Annotated in this window: 15 protein-coding genes and 1 pseudogene; 4 read left to right on the top strand and 12 right to left on the bottom strand. The window is 46.8% G+C overall.

The features are described 5' to 3' along the window. Positions 1-39 precede the first annotated feature (39 nt). Positions 40-933: a DMT family transporter gene (locus MRBLPE1_RS26230; protein WP_364151240.1), complete on the top strand. Its 894-nt coding sequence runs from the start codon at positions 40-42 to the stop codon at positions 931-933. 233 nt (positions 934-1,166) lie between these two features. Here MRBLPE1_RS26230 and MRBLPE1_RS26225 read toward each other — a convergent pair. Next, positions 1,167-1,907 (bottom strand): annotated as a pseudogene (locus MRBLPE1_RS26225) (group II intron maturase-specific domain-containing protein); the annotation flags it as partial. Here MRBLPE1_RS26225 and MRBLPE1_RS26220 point away from each other — a divergent pair. Both MRBLPE1_RS26220 and MRBLPE1_RS26215 read left to right on the top strand, forming a co-directional pair. Then, positions 1,867-2,328 carry a hypothetical protein gene (locus MRBLPE1_RS26220; protein ID WP_364151558.1) on the top strand — a complete coding sequence of 154 codons (462 nt, stop codon included), beginning with the start codon at positions 1,867-1,869 and terminating at the stop codon, positions 2,326-2,328. The pseudogene MRBLPE1_RS26225 and the gene MRBLPE1_RS26220 sit on opposite strands and share 41 nt — an antisense overlap. Positions 2,329-2,345: 17 nt before the next feature. After that, positions 2,346-2,624, top strand: a complete 279-nt coding sequence (locus MRBLPE1_RS26215; RefSeq protein WP_364151237.1) for a sensor histidine kinase — start codon at positions 2,346-2,348, stop codon at positions 2,622-2,624. Between the two features lie 59 nt (positions 2,625-2,683). Here MRBLPE1_RS26215 and MRBLPE1_RS26210 read toward each other — a convergent pair whose 3' ends face one another. The 7 genes from MRBLPE1_RS26210 to MRBLPE1_RS26180 all read right to left on the bottom strand — a co-directional run bounded on the left by MRBLPE1_RS26210 (position 2,684) and on the right by MRBLPE1_RS26180 (position 12,341). Beyond that, the gene (locus MRBLPE1_RS26210) at positions 2,684-4,693 is read right to left on the bottom strand and encodes a beta-galactosidase (protein WP_364151234.1); all 2,010 of its coding nucleotides are present in this window, start codon (positions 4,691-4,693) and stop codon (positions 2,684-2,686) included. A 134-nt stretch (positions 4,694-4,827) separates the two neighbouring features. Further along, entirely contained in the window at positions 4,828-5,541 is a 714-nt protein-coding gene (locus tag MRBLPE1_RS26205) for a response regulator transcription factor (RefSeq protein WP_114384102.1), read from the bottom strand. Then, on the bottom strand, positions 5,519-7,279 hold the full coding sequence (locus MRBLPE1_RS26200) for a sensor histidine kinase (RefSeq protein WP_364151232.1): 1,761 nt from the start codon (positions 7,277-7,279) through the stop codon (positions 5,519-5,521). Before MRBLPE1_RS26200 ends, MRBLPE1_RS26205 begins: the two co-directional genes overlap by 23 nt. A gap of 104 nt (positions 7,280-7,383) precedes the next feature. Next, positions 7,384-8,952 carry an extracellular solute-binding protein gene (locus MRBLPE1_RS26195; protein WP_364151229.1) on the bottom strand — a complete coding sequence of 523 codons (1,569 nt, stop codon included), beginning with the start codon at positions 8,950-8,952 and terminating at the stop codon, positions 7,384-7,386. Between the two features lie 65 nt (positions 8,953-9,017). Continuing rightward, on the bottom strand, positions 9,018-9,899 hold the full coding sequence (locus MRBLPE1_RS26190) for a carbohydrate ABC transporter permease (protein ID WP_364151227.1): 882 nt from the start codon (positions 9,897-9,899) through the stop codon (positions 9,018-9,020). Positions 9,900-9,916: 17 nt separating this feature from the next. Then, positions 9,917-10,900 (bottom strand): ABC transporter permease, encoded by a 984-nt coding sequence (locus MRBLPE1_RS26185; RefSeq protein ID WP_114384098.1) that lies wholly within the window; start codon positions 10,898-10,900, stop codon positions 9,917-9,919. A gap of 649 nt (positions 10,901-11,549) precedes the next feature. Continuing rightward, positions 11,550-12,341, bottom strand: a complete 792-nt coding sequence (locus tag MRBLPE1_RS26180) for an alpha/beta hydrolase (RefSeq protein WP_364151224.1) — start codon at positions 12,339-12,341, stop codon at positions 11,550-11,552. A gap of 26 nt (positions 12,342-12,367) precedes the next feature. Here MRBLPE1_RS26180 and MRBLPE1_RS26175 point away from each other — a divergent pair, with 26 nt between their 5' ends. Beyond that, a complete protein-coding gene (locus tag MRBLPE1_RS26175; RefSeq protein WP_364151537.1) occupies positions 12,368-12,934 on the top strand; it encodes an RICIN domain-containing protein in 567 nt (188 codons plus the stop codon). A gap of 185 nt (positions 12,935-13,119) precedes the next feature. On the opposite strand, the gene MRBLPE1_RS26170 is transcribed toward MRBLPE1_RS26175, so the two are convergent. The 4 genes from MRBLPE1_RS26170 to MRBLPE1_RS26155 all read right to left on the bottom strand — a co-directional run bounded on the left by MRBLPE1_RS26170 (position 13,120) and on the right by MRBLPE1_RS26155 (position 14,690). After that, positions 13,120-13,290: a hypothetical protein gene (locus MRBLPE1_RS26170; RefSeq protein ID WP_364151534.1), complete on the bottom strand. Its 171-nt coding sequence runs from the start codon at positions 13,288-13,290 to the stop codon at positions 13,120-13,122. Between the two features lie 260 nt (positions 13,291-13,550). Then, positions 13,551-13,871, bottom strand: a complete 321-nt coding sequence (locus tag MRBLPE1_RS26165) for a hypothetical protein (RefSeq protein WP_364151222.1) — start codon at positions 13,869-13,871, stop codon at positions 13,551-13,553. Between the two features lie 54 nt (positions 13,872-13,925). Beyond that, entirely contained in the window at positions 13,926-14,162 is a 237-nt protein-coding gene (locus MRBLPE1_RS26160; RefSeq protein ID WP_364151220.1) for a hypothetical protein, read from the bottom strand. 129 nt (positions 14,163-14,291) lie between these two features. After that, complete coding sequence (locus tag MRBLPE1_RS26155) at positions 14,292-14,690, bottom strand: hypothetical protein (protein WP_364151217.1); 399 nt, start codon at positions 14,688-14,690, stop codon at positions 14,292-14,294. Positions 14,691-14,848: the final 158 nt, after the last annotated feature.

The following is a 14,848-nucleotide window of genomic DNA, read 5'->3' as shown; positions in this document are numbered from 1 at the left end:
TCATGATAAATACAAATCCACAACAGGAGCTGAAGACACATGATGCAACTTTCGCGAACACGTACTATTGTTTATTTAACGTTTCTAGTTACAATGTGGGGGGTGAACTGGCCGCTCTCCAAATATGCGCTCGAATTCGCGCCACCGTTGCTTTTCGCCGGCTTGAGGATCTTTATTGGGGGTCTCATATTGCTTCCTTTCGCTTTACCCCGCTACAAAAAGCTTAATCTGAAGCATACTTGGTACATCTACCTAATCTCCGCATTGCTGAATATTATTCTCTTTTTCGTCTTTCAAACATACGGACTGAAGGCTATGCCAGCCGGACTGTTTTCGACGATCGTGTTCTTGCAGCCTGTTCTGCTCGGCGTAGGTGCTTGGTTGTGGCTGGGCGAATCCATGACCAGTTTGAAAATGGTCGGTTTGATTCTTGGCTTTCTTGGAGTCGCTGTCGTCAGCGTAAGCGGAGGCTCCGGTAGTATTTCGACCGTCGGCATCCTGCTCGGTTTAGCCAGCACGATCACTTGGACATTCGGTACCATCTATATAAAGAAAACCACGACAAGGGTCGATGCCGTCTGGTTGGTCACTGTTCAGATGATCTTTGGTGGAATCGTATTGTTGGTTGCGGGCTCTACCGTTGAAAGCTGGACGGATATCGTTTGGAATCTGTCATTCCTTTCGTCTATGTCGATTATTTCGATTTTCTGTACAGCCTTGACCTGGCTCGTATTCTTTCTGCTTGTCGGATCGGGCGAAGCTGGCAAAGTCGGTTCGTTTAATTTTCTAGTCCCTCTCATTGCGATCGTGACCAGTGTCCTTTTCTTGGGTGAAACGATCACTTCCAAACTGGTGGCGGGACTCGTTCTAATTATCGCAGGCATTGCACTGGTGAACCTCAAACTGAAATTTCTGCAAAAGGGGAACAAATGACACATGGTAAATTAGAAGGAGGGAAAAAACACGTATGACGGCCCGTACAATCAGGGATTATTCCTGACCTTGATCGGGGGTAGCGATGAGTAGATGGAACGGTTAAGACGGCTACTAGATTGATTTTTATTTTATTGGCAGCTACTGCACTAAACTGCCCGTTAGCTCAACAAAAAGATTCGCCTTATCAAATATTACAATCGAGTAGGAGGGGGCGCCTAGCCCCCGACCTCTCACACCACCGTACGTATCGTTCGGTATACGGCGGTACATGTCCTATTCCGCAATTGATCGTATCTGTCCGTGAGACTTCTCAGACCAAGGGATACCCAGTATTGGTTATCCAGTGATCGGTGGAGAATTGGACTACACGCGATACGCCAGTATTTCTTCCTCAAATTTCCCCATTCATAGGCTTTCTGTTTCGGGACTCCCATCGACAGCAGTTTTCTAACCTTCGTCTTTGGTTGCTTCCATTGCTTCCAGACACACATCCGAAGTCTTCTTCTTGTCCATTCATCCAACTCTCGGAACACACTTTTCGTATCTGTCAGGGCATAATAACCGCACCAACCTGTCAAATATTGATTTAACTCCTTCATTCGCATCTCGATTGGGATCGCTTTGCTGCGTGAGGTGATCGCTTTGATCTTTGCTTTGATTCGCTCTAAGGATGGTTTTGCGATCTTTATGCGCGGGTTCTTCTTATCCCAACTGAATGTAAACCCTAGAAACTTTCGTTTCCATGGGCGGTCTACCGCACTTTTCTCTCGATTGACCCTCAGTTTCAGTTTCCCTTCGATAAATGCGGTAATGGATTCCATTACGCGATGTCCTGCTTTCCACGTTTTCACGTAAATGTTACAGTCATCGGCATATCTCACGAAGCGAAGGTTCCTCTTTTCCAGTTCCTTATCTAATTCGTCAAGGACGATGTTCGATAATAATGGACTAAGTGGACCTCCTTGCGGCGAGGGGAAGCTGGAAGGAGCCAACGATTTTACCATTTTCTTGCGTCTGATCCTGCCGCTGGCGAAGCCTGCACTTGCTTCGATTGGACTATTCATTGCCTTGGGATACTGGAATGACTGGACGATGAGCTTCTTCTTCATACAGGACAAAGATTTATATTCGCTTCAGTTCTATCTGTACAAGATTGTTGCCGGTGCGGTCTTAAATCGGGGAAGCGATGTAGTCAGCTTGAAGGATGAGATTGCGCAGATCTCAGCCTACTTCTCCATCCAGAATAAGCGGTTCAATGGATCATTACAATTGGTCCTGGAGCCGGACGAAGAACTGCTGCAATTCAAGGTATTGAAGCTAATCTTGCAGCCATTAGTTGAGAATGCTATTCTGCACGGAATACTCTGTAAGGAAGAAAGAGAGGTACCATAACGATAAGCGTTCGCCGAATGGCAGACGACCTGCTCATTCAAGTGAAGGATGGCGGGATCGGAATGCCTGAAAAAGTGTTGGAAAACTTCCGACGCAACCTGCCGGTTACACATAATTCTAGCGAGACCGGAGGCAGCGGCTTTGGCTTGCAAAACGTTCAAGAGAGAATCCGCTTGCATTACGGGGGAAACTACAATATTGCGATCACAAGCGAGATAGGTGTCGGTACCATGATAGTACTTCGCATCCCCGCCGTGCTTATTACCGAGGAAAATCAACAGGAAATGGATATATAGTTACAATCGAAAGCCGCGCTCTATGAAGAGAAGCGCGGCTTTCGATTTGCTTGTTAAGACTACGATGTAACACTTTCGACAATCGCGACACCCCAACGGTCGAGTTCGATCTGTTCATTTATGCAAACTTTACGGTTCGAGAGCAGTTCGGTACCGTCCTCGAACGAATAAGTGAACGAAATAGACGCGTCAGAATAGTTGAAAAAGTAGCGAATCTCCCGGCCTGCTTCATTCGTTCCGGACTTCACGATTAATGGGTAGCGACAATCTTGCTCGGGGCCCCATAGTCCTGCTGCCTTGCTGGCCCGTTCCAGTACTTTCGCCATGACTTGAGCGCTCGGCATGCAGCCGATATACGTCGCGATGCCTTTGCCGTAACGATTCTCGGTAACGGCTGCATAAGCCCCCCAGTGCGGGTGCTCGTACCAAGCGAGCGCTTCCGCAGTCGTCGGGGTAAGCAGCTCCATCCAGACTTCTACCTTGTTGTGCTCCGCACCTACCCCGAACGGGTCTCCCTTGAGTATCACCTTATCAGGTTGGATGAACTGGCTGTACCGAATGCCGCAAACCTCGTCGATACGTCCGGGCTGCACATTCGTCCGGACCTTGATATGTTCGTTTGCAAAACCGCTCTTGAACGTGTAAACAACATGTCCGCCGTTTTCCACATACCGGTTCAATCGATCAAGCGTATCGTCCGATGCCGCATACAGCGCAGGGATGACAATTAGGTCGTATTGATCGAGTGCATCCGAATCTGGCGACAAAATATCGCAGCCGATGTTCATTTCATACAGCCGGTCATACATGAGGCGGACGATGTCATTGTAATCGGCTTTCCTTCCGGGCAGAGGGAACCATTGAAGCGCCGTCAACGCTTCGTTGCTGACAAGCAAGGCTGCACGGTTCTTCTTCTTCAAGTTAATGAGCTTCGGAGACAACCTCGCGAAATCGCGTCCGATTGTCATCGCCTCTTCGTAGGTCGGGTTCGGACCCATGTCATGACTGAGAAGTCCTTTCCAATACGTCTCGATAGCATTGTGAATGGAATGCCAATGCCAGTACTCGACCATATTGGCCCCTGATGCCAGATGGCTGAACGCCTGAAGCCGCAGCTGGCCGGGGTATGGCGTCCAATTCGGGAAAGCTTGTGCCTGCGTCTCCAGCACGAAGTAATTTGCTTGCTTGAGTGAACGGGCGGTGTCGCCGCAGAACGAAATCTCTTTGCCGGTGAGATTGTCTTGCGATGGGTGATAAATGTCTACACCGACGATATCCAGCGTTTCCGCCGCGGAAAAATGGTCAACATCCGGCTGCACACCGAACGAACCGTCCCTCCAGCCAAAGTCAAAATTATGCGTAACGAATTGGTCTGGGCGTTTGTACTCGTTTACAATCGAAGCTTGCAATGCCAGAAATTCAGTGACGAGCCGCCGCTGGAAACGAGCGAATTCCGCCCCCAGGCTTCCGTTAATCGTGCCGACAACCGAAGGAAAATCTTCCCAACTGTTAATCCGATTACTCCAGTAATCGAGCCCGAATTCCTGATTTACCCGTTCCACCGTACCGAATTTGTCCTTGATGTATTTCGCGAATCGCAGCTGTACGTTCGGACCGCTTGTACGGTAATGTTTCGTCTCGTTGTCAATTTGATATCCGATGACGGCGGGATGGCCGCAAACGCGCGCGATCAACTTGCGAATGATGCGTTCCGCATAGAACAGGTACGTCGGATTTGTAATATCCATTATTTGCCGCGCCCCATATCGACCGGGACCGTCCGGGGTAACCGCCAGTACGTCGGGATGCTCTCTCACCATCCATGTCGGAACCGCATAAGTCGGTGTACCAATGATGACGTGAATGCCCGCCCGGTGCATCGCGGTAAGCACGCGGTCGACGCTAGAAAAATCGAAAACGCCATTCTGCGGTTCATGCGTGCTCCACGTCGATTCGGCGATGCGGACGAGGTTGATTCCTGCCTCCTTCATCATGCGTATATCTTCTTCGAGCCGTTCGTAAGGCATGTATTCGTCGTAATAAGCCACACCGTAAAGCAGCTGTTTCATTGTCCTACTCCTCCTTATGTTCGTTTCTCGTTATTCGCGCTGACACGGATAAGCTCAACGCGAATTGAGCTAATTTTCATTTTATAGGATGGATTGTCTTAGAACATGGCCGGACACCTCTATTCCGTATAAGTTTAAGTGCGGTCTTCACGATAGGCGCCGGGGGTAACCCCCGTAAATTTCTTGAATACTTTAGAAAAGTAATGATTGCTTTCGAACCCTACCCGCTGACCGATTGCATTGACCGTAAGATGCTGCTGATGGTTGAGCAGCTTCTTCGCTTCGCGAATTCGCAGGCCGTTCAAGTAGTTTACGAAGTTTTCTCCCGTTTCCTTCTTGAACAATCTGCTGATATAGTGCGGATGTAGATCCATCAGCCCTGCAAGATGCTCCAGCGAAAGATCCTGCATATAATGCTTGTCCAAGTAGGCCAAGATGCGCTGGGCATGAATAGCGTAGCCGCTGGAATCACGCTCGATGGGAAGCTCCTCGGCAATGCGTTTCAGCAGTTCCGCGATTTCATCCCTATCGACCGGCTTCATCAAATAGTCGACGACCCCCGCACGCAGCGCTCTCCGCGCATATTCAAAGTATTCGTATCCGGTCAAAATGATGAAGCGGTCGCATAATCCCGATTCTCTGGCTTCTTCAATCAAATCGAATCCGTTCTTCTCGGGCATGTGCAGATCCGTCACGGTAACATCCGGCAGATAGGCTTTCATCACATCAAGCGCTTCGGGCACGCTGGAAGCAGCTCGAACCTCCATACCGAGAGGCATCGACTCGTTGACGATCTTGACAATGCCGTTCAAAATCAATGGCTCGTCATCCACGATCAATACTTTCATTCTTCGCCTCCCCTTTATCGATGATGATAGTGACGCAGGTCCCCTCCCCTTGCCTGCTTTCAAGGTTTAGCCTTGAAGTGCCGCGAAAAAATGATTTGATACGCTCGCTTACATTATAAATGCCTATACCCCGGCTTTCTTCCCCTTCCGATCTGAGCTCTGATCCATTCGTTATTTGATTTTGAATGGCGAGCAGTTTATCTAACGCAATTCCAGGGCCGTTGTCTTCTATCCTGATCCGGATTTCTTCAGGCGTCTCTTCTACCTGAAGCCGAACATGAACGGGCCGGAGAACGGCGGACGCGCCATGCACGATGCTATTCTCCACTATCGGCTGCAATATAAAGCGAGGACACGCAATATGCTTCGCCTCGACTGAAACGTCAATTTCGTAAGTTAGCCTGGCCTGCAAGCGCATCTTGTGGATTTTCAAATAGAAGGTGATCATTTCAAGTTCTCTCTCAAGAGTCGTCACGTCCTGCTTCGATGACAGGCTGTATCGCATTAGCTTCCCAAACCAGAATGATATATCCGCGGCCTCTCTGTCGTTGTTCGATTCGGCGACCATTCGGATCGTTTCAAGGGTATTGTACAAAAAATGCGGTTTGATCTGCGCCTGCAGTACCATGTAAGCGGCTTCTTTATTCCGAAGCTCGGCGCGGTGTGCATTATTGATTAATTCGTCCACGCGTTGAACCATGGAGTTGTAGGTGGCTGTAAGAAAACCGATTTCATCCTTTTCATCCAACTTGTCGTGCTTAATGATGTGCTGTCTCAAATTATCGTTATTCAACGTTCGCATAAATCTGGCTAATCTCAGAATCCGTTTGGTTATGGTCGATGCCATCGCGTAATAAGCAACGGACAAGCCGACCAACAAAAGGACGATTAATGTTACTAAAATAAGTTCTCGCTGCTTGATCGAATAAAAAACTTCGCCGGCTCGTCCCGCAACAACGACTCTAACGTTCAGTTCATCGATATTTATTCCGTTGACGATCGACTTTCGATTGATGAAAAATGCACTATCGTCTTGCCCCAACCGATGTAGAGTCTGTTCGTCAAGCGCCGATGCCGCCTCGCCTTCGTTAAGCGGTCGACCATCAGGTGACAACAAGAAGGCGTGCCAATTCCCTTCCACTCCGGCCGCAGCGTAAAAATTCCCAATCAGACTATTACGAATTCGAATCTCCAGAAGCCCGATTCTTTCCGTGAATTGCGTATTGTAAATATGCTGATAATAGATCAAGTCAGGCTTTGCCGCTTCGGGCTCTTCGCGTATCCACAACCCTTTGCCCGGTTTCAAATGTTCGACTTTCTCTTCGATTTGCGCATTTAGCAAAGATTGATCACGGAAGAGATCCGTTACCGGTAAAACGCGATTTTTCATCTTGTAGATGACAATCGATTCAATCTCAGGATTGGCGAACAACGACTGCGTATACAGCGGCCGAATGTAGCGAATAAGCGCATAAACGCTATCCGCATCGGTCTGGTACACGCCATCCAGATAATCCGTGACATAAGGATTATATTGCAGCAAACGCTGAACCGATTGAATGCGTATAAAATCGCTTTTCATGTTGGCATATGCCTGCTCGAGAATCTTTTGCCGGCTTTCCACGAACTGCCTGGTCAGATTGCCATAAGTTTGTGTGTAGTAATGGTACCCGAAGCCGAGAACCGGAATGAAAATAAGAATGATATATCCCAAAATCATTTTACGCGTAATGCTCATGGGGACAAACTCACTCCGATCTTAATCGCTATGTCTTGTCTTTATATTACCATGAGCAAGCAAGGTCCGGGAGAAGCAATTACAGCCTCTACCGGACAACCCTCTTACTTAAACAAATCCTTTTTCTTCTGATACGTTTGATTTGCCCAATCCACCAGCTTTTGCAGGCCCATGCTCTCTGCGGTTTTAATCATATTTTCGTAATTGGCAATTGCTTCTTCCTCTGTTTTGGACAAATAAATTTTCACCTTTTCATTTTTGATCATTTCGTCAATTTTTGTTTTAATCGTTTTTTCCTCCGAATCCGGCTGCGTCTGGATTAAGCCAATTTCCGGTTTATATATCGTTATCGCTTTCCTTTCCATCAAGGCTTGCGTCTTTTGCGTACCCGGAACATATCCAAGCATGCCTTCCGTGATCCCGTCATTATACAAATACCACCATTTAATGCCGTTGCTGTTCACGAATTCGCTGTCCGACGGATCATAGTTCAGATTCGGATATCCTTCTTCGTTCCAAGTCCAATGCTCGCCCTCAACCCCGAACATAGTCAATTTCTTGCCCTCGTCGCTAGCCAAATACTCAATGAACTTAATTGAAGCTTCAGGATCTTTGTTTTCCTTTGTGATGAAGGTGCCGGCAAAGCCAAGACCCGTACTAACCGACTTAGCATCGCTTGACAAGGCGCTCGGCAGCATCTTGAACGTATAAGCTCCTCCATTTTTTTTAACAGCGATATTATCCATATCCGCCACGTTTACTGTATGACTATGAGCAAATGCCTTTCCGCTTGTTGCGTATTGATCGTCGATTTGGTCATTCGCATGAGCGAAATTCTCCGCCAGAATATAACCGTTTCGATACAAGCTATTCATAAATTTGAAGTAATCGAGCATTTTCGGATGCTTAATGGCATATTCAATTTCTCCGTCTTGCTCGTACCAGCCATCCATCAGTGCTTCCACGCCGATCTGCTGAATGAAGTATTGCTCGATCCAATCTTTATCCATAATGAGCGGTACCATATCGGGATACTTTTCTTTAACCATTCCCAGTACTTTCGTAAAGTCGTCCAGCGACTGGATGGACGGATTGCCGAGTTCTTTCAGTATATCCTCACGCACGGCGATCCCGGGATTGCCATCGCTGCCGATCGCATATTTATTTTGCGCCATTTCCTCCTGAGTCGCAAAAGAGTTACGGACCGTATAGAAATTGCCATCATCCATCGTATGGATCGCGATTCTTGTATTGTCGATCTTGAATTCAGGCGCATATTTCTCGATCAGCTCGTTCCACGGATAGGAGAGCTTGGAATCGGACATCCGGTCAATGTTGGCGTTGGTGAAAACAAGATCCGGAAGATCTCCCGAAGCGATCATGAGGGGAAGTTGCTTATCGTCGGTTGCAACCGTAACTTTGAGCTTGATGCCTGTTTTCTCTGTAATTTTCTCGGCAACCGAACCCTTCCATTCCTTTACAGGATACCAAGAAGCATCGATAAACAACGAAAGCTCCTTTACTTCTTCTCCGCTGTTCGAACTCGTTTCGTTCCCGGGTTCATTGCTTTCTCCGGGATCAGCCGTATTTTGGGAGCATGCGGCCAGCAAACTAAGCACCAGCATAACTGCCAGCGATAAGAACAAAAATTTCTTGCTTCTGAATTTGTTCAATGTAACCCCTCCAATGAATGTTTTATTATATATCAAAGCATGCGCTTTAATATTATGCGAATCGGTTAACCTTTTACTGAACCCAACATAATACCTTGGATAAAAAACTTTTGAAGGAATGGATATACGCATACAATTGGTGCAATGGAGACAACCATTGCCGCTACCTGAAGCGAATAGCTTGTAACACCGGCTGCCGCTTTATTCGCTGCGGCAAGAGCGTCTACGGGTGCACTGCTCTTGTTGATCACTTCCATCATTCTGAATGCAAGCGTTCTCAATTCTTCCGATTGTACGAAATAAGCGGAATCCAGCCAGGAATTCCATTGACCAACACCTGTGAAAAGAGCCATAGTCGCGATTAGGGGCATGGATACCGGCATTATGATTCTGTAAAAAATGACGATTTCATTGGCTCCGTCTATATGCGCGGATTCCTTCAGTTCCTGAGGAATTTCCCGGAAAAACGAGATGGCAATCAACAAGAAAAATGTGCTCAGCATGGATGGGATGATGTATACGCCAAATGAATTCAGAAGCCCAAGTGAGCGAAGCACCACGTAGTAGGGAATAAGTCCTCCCGAGAAATACATCGCAAAAATAACGATCGTGAAATACGATTTACGAAACATAAGATCGCGATGCGAGAGCCCGTATGCCACAAGACAGGTAAACAAAACCCCCAGCACGGTTCCTGAAACGGTTCTCGAAATGGTTACCAAAAAGGCTTGATACCAATGAGGATCATTCAAAAAGCGGGCATAGTTCTCGAATGTGAAGGTCCGTGGCCACAAATAAACGCCACCGAGAAGCGAATCAGTCCCCTTGTTAAATGATAAAATAAGAACGTAATAAAACGGATAAAGCATACACAGCATGATCATGAACAGTACGATCGCGACTCCTGCATCCATTATGCGATCCTTTTGTCGTTGGCTAAGCGTCATCGCCTGTCTCCCCCTTCCTAAAATAAGCTAGATCCCGACAATCGCTTGGCGATATAGTTGCTGGAGAAGATTAGCGTCACGGAGATCACAGATTGGATCAAATCGATGGCAGCCGCATACGAGAAGCGCCCGTCCCTTAATCCCACCTTGAACGCGTAGGTTTGCACGATTTCCGAGGTTGGATTGTTGATGCTGTTGCCTAGCAGGAAAGCTTGTTCGAAATTCGAGCCTACCAGACCTCCGCCCAGTATGCTGCCTATCGTCAAGATCAGCACGACGATGATCGTTCCCTGCATGCCGGGCAACGTAATGTGGCGAATACGCGCCAATCTCCCTGCGCCGTCGATTTGCGCGGCCTCATACAGGGAAGGATTAATTCCCGCGATGGCGGCCAAGAAAATGATTGTCCACCAACCCATCTCCTTCCACACCGCACTTCCTACCGCAAGCCCCCAGAAATGATCGGGGTTCGTAAGAATGTCGAGCGGCTTGTCGATCCAACCGAGACTCATCAGCGCCTTGTTGACAAGGCCGATATCGGCAGACAGGAAAGCGAAAGCTAGTCCTACTACTACTACCCACGAAATAAAATGGGGCAAGTAGCTGACGGTTTGGACAAACCTCTTGAACCGTAGATTTTTCGCTTCGTTCAGCAAAATCGCCAGCAGTATTGGAGCCGGAAAGGCAAAGATCACTTTGAGAAAACTTAAGACCAGCGTATTGCGGACAATGGTTCCGAATTGATAATCGTTGACGAACTCGTCGAAGTGTTTAAGGCCGACCCACTCGCTTGTGAAGATTCCTCTTATTCCGGTGGAGATGGAATAATTTTTGAACGCCATCACGATGCCGAACATTGGAGAATAGGCGAAGATCAGCAGGAAAATCATTCCGAGCCCCACGAAAAGATGAAGTACCTTTTGTTTTTTGAATCGCTTCCAATAATCCGTTCGACTTTGATTATTGGCTGAACCGTTTGTCATTTGTGTGCCAAGATCCATATATGTCCCTCCCTTGATATCAAGTCTACACCGGAGGGAGAGAGCTTCGTAAGCCAACATTTTAAAGAAAGCGTTGTCATTTTTTGATCTCAAGTCTCACGCTAAGTCGACTTGTCGTTCATTTTACAGGTGTGAGGTACAACCACTTCACGAACCGGGAATACCGTGCTGCGGTCGGAAATGATGTCTCGGGATCGAGTATTGGTATCTGGCGAGCGGCCTGACGAGACCATTTAATCTCCCATGTTGAATGCGGCTAAAATATGTGACATACGAAAAAGAACGGTAACGGGTTAACTTCCCGCAACCGTCCTAACAAGTCATGAACGTTTATGCATGCCCAAAATCCAGTTCTATCTAGTAATGCAACTGCAACTGCCGTATCATCACATCCCTCCGATAAAATTCCAAATCACAGTTTTTCTATTCAAAAAGATATATCCATAAGCGATCAGGCAGGGAGTTGTTACATAGTAAAATTTTCTCAATTACAATTATCTTCGTTCAAAATATTGCTGGAGCGGCTTCATGCCCATTTGATTCATCAACGTGCGGTTGTAGAAACGCCTTGCGATGTGCCGTTGATGCCTGCCTTGAATCCGCAGCCTCCGATTATTATTCACCGGTGTACCGTCAGTCGCTAGACAGGTTATCTAAATATAAGTTGGGAAAAATGGTATAAATCGTTTTTCCAAACCGGCCAATCATGGCCTCCGCTCTCCTCGTACCAAATGTGTGGCACATTGTTCAATTCCAAATAGGCATGCGTCCGATCGCTGACATACTTAAGGTTGTCAAGAAGCCCGCATGACAGCCAGAGCAGTCTGAGCTTAGCCGACGCTTCTTCCGGATTCGGGACAAGCAGCTCGGGTTCCTTCGTATTAGGTGCGGAAGAAAAACCGCCGATCCAAGCGAATCGATCGAGATTTCCTAAACCGATATTGAGCGATTGCCCTCCTCCCATCGATAGACCGGCCAGAGCACGGTTCTCTCTCCCTATTAGAACCGAATAGTTCGATTCCATATAAGGAATGAGATCATGCAGCAAATCGGATTCGAAGTCTTCGAACGCCTTTAATTTGTTCGCGTCGAATAGATTTCCCTCCGCCCGGTCGTTCGCCATGGCACGACCGTTGGGCAAGACAACGATCATGGGCGCAAGCTTTCGTTCTGCATACAAATTATCAAGAATCACTTGCGGCCCCGCATGATTGTACCATTCCGCCTCGTCGCCGCCGATACCGTGCAATAAATAAAGAACGTTATACCTTTGATCTTCGGAATAACCGGGAGGGATGTAAATCATCGCTTTGCGCTTGCTGCCCACCGTCGTAGAGAAGTATTCAACCGTTTCAATTTGGCCGCGGGAAATGTCCTCCCTGTACTGGTCAAATCCTGGCGGAGCGGTATGTCTAATCGAATCATGGTCAATCGAACTCATCGTATTTCGTTCCCCTTTCTGATGGCATTTGTTTAACTGCCGAAAATTATAAACTTTCCCTACTGAGCAAACAACCTGTCAATGGATACTTCTCGCTCGTCTATGAACGCGCGCAGTTTAATCCTTGGAATGGCATATGGAATGGAGTCACGAATGGAGCGACTTACAAACTCGTCAACCGTGCTTCGGGTAAAATACTCGAGGTACCGGGAGGCCAGAACACGAACGCGCTGCAGCTTCAACAGTGGACGGACAACAATGCGACCGCACAGCGCTGGGTCGTCACGGATCAAGGCACCTACAATAACTATTACGAATTGCGAAGCGTAAGCTCGTCTGACAACAAAGTCATGGATGTTCGTAACGGAACGAAAAACAATGAGGAAGCGATTCAGCTTATGCAGGATCTCTCCAATACCGCGCAGCAGTTCCGATTGATTAAAATGAGCAACGGCTATTGGAGCGTCCTCAACGTGAACAGCAACAAAGCGGTCGAAGTTGTCGGATCCTCCACGGCCGATGGAGCGAAGATTCAGCAAAATCTGTACCGCGGCGATCTCAATCAACAGTGGCAGCTGGTTCAGATTAATTAGAGTTGTTCGATGAAAATAAAGTGTTAGACTGGCTTGAATATAGAAACAGCGGTAGCCTTGGACCGAAAAATAAAATCCTAGACTGCCGCTACTTTATTGAACTAACGTTCTCCGATTAGCGGAATGACAACATATTTCAAAGCAGATTCGGTGTTTATGATGCAATAAATCAATGGAGCGATAGATCACTGACGTCCTTTTGTAAGGATCTGGAACGTGATACCGAATTTATCCGTTACATTACCGTAAGCGGGGCTAAAGAAACTAGCTTGCAGCGGGTCGTTCACTCGACCGCCTTGCTTCAATGCTTCGAAATATTGGGTCGCTTTTTCTTTGTCTTCGGTTTGGAAAACGATGGTGATCTGCGTTCCTCCAATTATAGGGCGTAACGAGGTCGCAGCAAGACAGCTTGCGAGCCGCGCACGTCGTCGGGTTCAGTGCCGAGTCGACTTCGGAAACAGCGGAGTTCAAGCGAAAACGGGAGCTAGTCGATGCGTTCCTTGCTGCATCACGCACCGGAGACTTTGAGAAACTGCTCTCGGTATTGGACCCGAATGTCGTACTTCGAAACGACCCCGTATTCGCGCCAGTCGCAAATGCGCCGGTTGTTCGCGGTTCAGAGGCCGTGGCCAATCAGGCCAAGCAATTCGCCAATCGTGCCCGGGGCGGCATGAATCCGGCGCTCGTGAACGGATCGGCAGGCGTCATCGCGGGTCATTTGGATCAACCGATATTCATTCTCGAATTCACGGTTGTGGATGGCAAGATCACCGAGATCGGCATGATTGCCGACCAGGCACGCCTTCGCGGGCTCGACATCGCCGCTTTGAACGATTGATTGGCTGAATAAGCTACGGAGCTGCAGGATTACTACTACGTTATCCTGCACGTTTAACGCCAACGGCCAGTCTACAACTTTATTTTCCGAGTCTAACACTTTATTTTCTGACAATTGAACTAACGTGTCCCGTTAGTTGAATGATTTTCTGAATTAATTACTGAAATTTTTAAACAGAGACTCCAACTCTTTAACATCATAAAAGTCTCCATCGTTGATAAATTTTTCGACCTCTACTGTACCATCTTCCAAAAATTCTATCTCCCACCGTTGACCAGGAATAGCTACCTCAACCATGATAGCTTCATTTCGGACTTTGTTTAGTTTATAAAATATATTATTATCCTCTAATTTGTTAAGAAAAGTAATTAACTCTCTTAGACCAGCCACATCTTCACCCCACAGTAAGCATGTTACAAATTATATTATAGACCCTTTTGGCATTATCCTGCCCGTTAGATTAATTAACAACTAAGGAGCAGCAACCGTGGCAAACTGCTCCCGCTTAAAAAAACATTCTTAATGATTCCATCCATATTCAATTTTAGTATCTGTTTGTAATACAAACTGCGCCCATTCAATACCTGTAATTCTTGGATTTGTACAAATTCCTTCAAAGTTGCATACCATTTGACTATTATCATTGTTAATGTTGTTCCTTGGTGAGAATACGCTCCATTGGTAACCTATATTATTTACGGCTTGCAGAGTATTAAAGACGGCTTCTTGAAAATTCATCTCTTCGTGATATGGAGTTGTAAATTCTGCTTTTATCCACTTAGGCTCTTTCCAATATGGTTCATATTTTAGGTTTTTTACTTCTAAGGTTATGGAGCTACTTAATTGAGTTATCAATTTATCTGCTTTGTTTTCGTTCTTGACGTTCAAAAATACTAACCACGAAATTGTAAATTTCATTAATTGCTCCTTTAATTTGCAATAAAAAAGCTAACTTGAGGTCAAATCTCTTTTAATTTATTCTAGAAATCCATTAGATATTTCCTTTAACCCATGTACTGTCGTTGCTATGCGAGGCCGCCGTTTCATCGTCCTGGTGATTGTTAAGCTATCGTTCC

The organism is Paenibacillus sp. LPE1-1-1.1, assembly GCF_040676435.1.
Classification (GTDB): domain Bacteria; phylum Bacillota; class Bacilli; order Paenibacillales; family Paenibacillaceae; genus Pristimantibacillus.
The sequence above is the reverse complement of the archived record's forward strand: the minus strand, read 5'-3'. Positions and strand labels throughout refer to the sequence as shown.

Coding starts and splice junctions, on each gene's coding strand:
- MRBLPE1_RS26185 (WP_114384098.1), bottom strand. CDS start 10,900: ATGGATCTTGGCACACAAATGACAAACGGTTCAGCCAATAATCAAAGT.
- MRBLPE1_RS26220 (WP_364151558.1), top strand. CDS start 1,867: ATGTTCGATAATAATGGACTAAGTGGACCTCCTTGCGGCGAGGGGAAG.
- MRBLPE1_RS26230 (WP_364151240.1), top strand. CDS start 40: ATGATGCAACTTTCGCGAACACGTACTATTGTTTATTTAACGTTTCTA.
- MRBLPE1_RS26210 (WP_364151234.1), bottom strand. CDS start 4,693: ATGAAACAGCTGCTTTACGGTGTGGCTTATTACGACGAATACATGCCT.
- MRBLPE1_RS26200 (WP_364151232.1), bottom strand. CDS start 7,279: ATGAGCATTACGCGTAAAATGATTTTGGGATATATCATTCTTATTTTC.
- MRBLPE1_RS26205 (WP_114384102.1), bottom strand. CDS start 5,541: ATGAAAGTATTGATCGTGGATGACGAGCCATTGATTTTGAACGGCATT.
- MRBLPE1_RS26155 (WP_364151217.1), bottom strand. CDS start 14,690: ATGAAATTTACAATTTCGTGGTTAGTATTTTTGAACGTCAAGAACGAA.
- MRBLPE1_RS26215 (WP_364151237.1), top strand. CDS start 2,346: ATGGCAGACGACCTGCTCATTCAAGTGAAGGATGGCGGGATCGGAATG.
- MRBLPE1_RS26190 (WP_364151227.1), bottom strand. CDS start 9,899: ATGACGCTTAGCCAACGACAAAAGGATCGCATAATGGATGCAGGAGTC.
- MRBLPE1_RS26180 (WP_364151224.1), bottom strand. CDS start 12,341: ATGAGTTCGATTGACCATGATTCGATTAGACATACCGCTCCGCCAGGA.